General features: G+C 61.4%; 1 protein-coding gene. It reads left to right on the forward strand.

Annotated features, from left to right (window positions below; genetic code table 11):
- A partial coding sequence (locus SB764_RS45310; protein WP_410867483.1) for a hypothetical protein occupies positions 1-228 on the forward strand: 228 nt, incomplete at both ends.

The following is a 228-nucleotide window of genomic DNA, read 5'->3' on the forward strand; positions in this document are numbered from 1 at the left end:
CCTTGGGTATTGTCGATCGCAACTCGCTTGCCGGGATCGTGCGCGCGTGGGAAGCGGCCAAGACCACGGGCGTGCGGCTGGTGGTCGGCTGTCGTCTCGATCTTTCCGACGGCATGTCGATCCTGGTCTACCCGACAGATCGGCCAGCCTATTCCAGATTAACCCGTCTGCTTTCGCTCGGAAAGAGCCGGGGCGGCAAAGGCAAGTGCATCCTCGATCTCTCAGATG

This window comes from Paraburkholderia sp. SIMBA_027 (assembly GCF_046535315.1).
GTDB classification, from domain to species: Bacteria; Pseudomonadota; Gammaproteobacteria; order Burkholderiales; family Burkholderiaceae; genus Paraburkholderia; species Paraburkholderia tropica.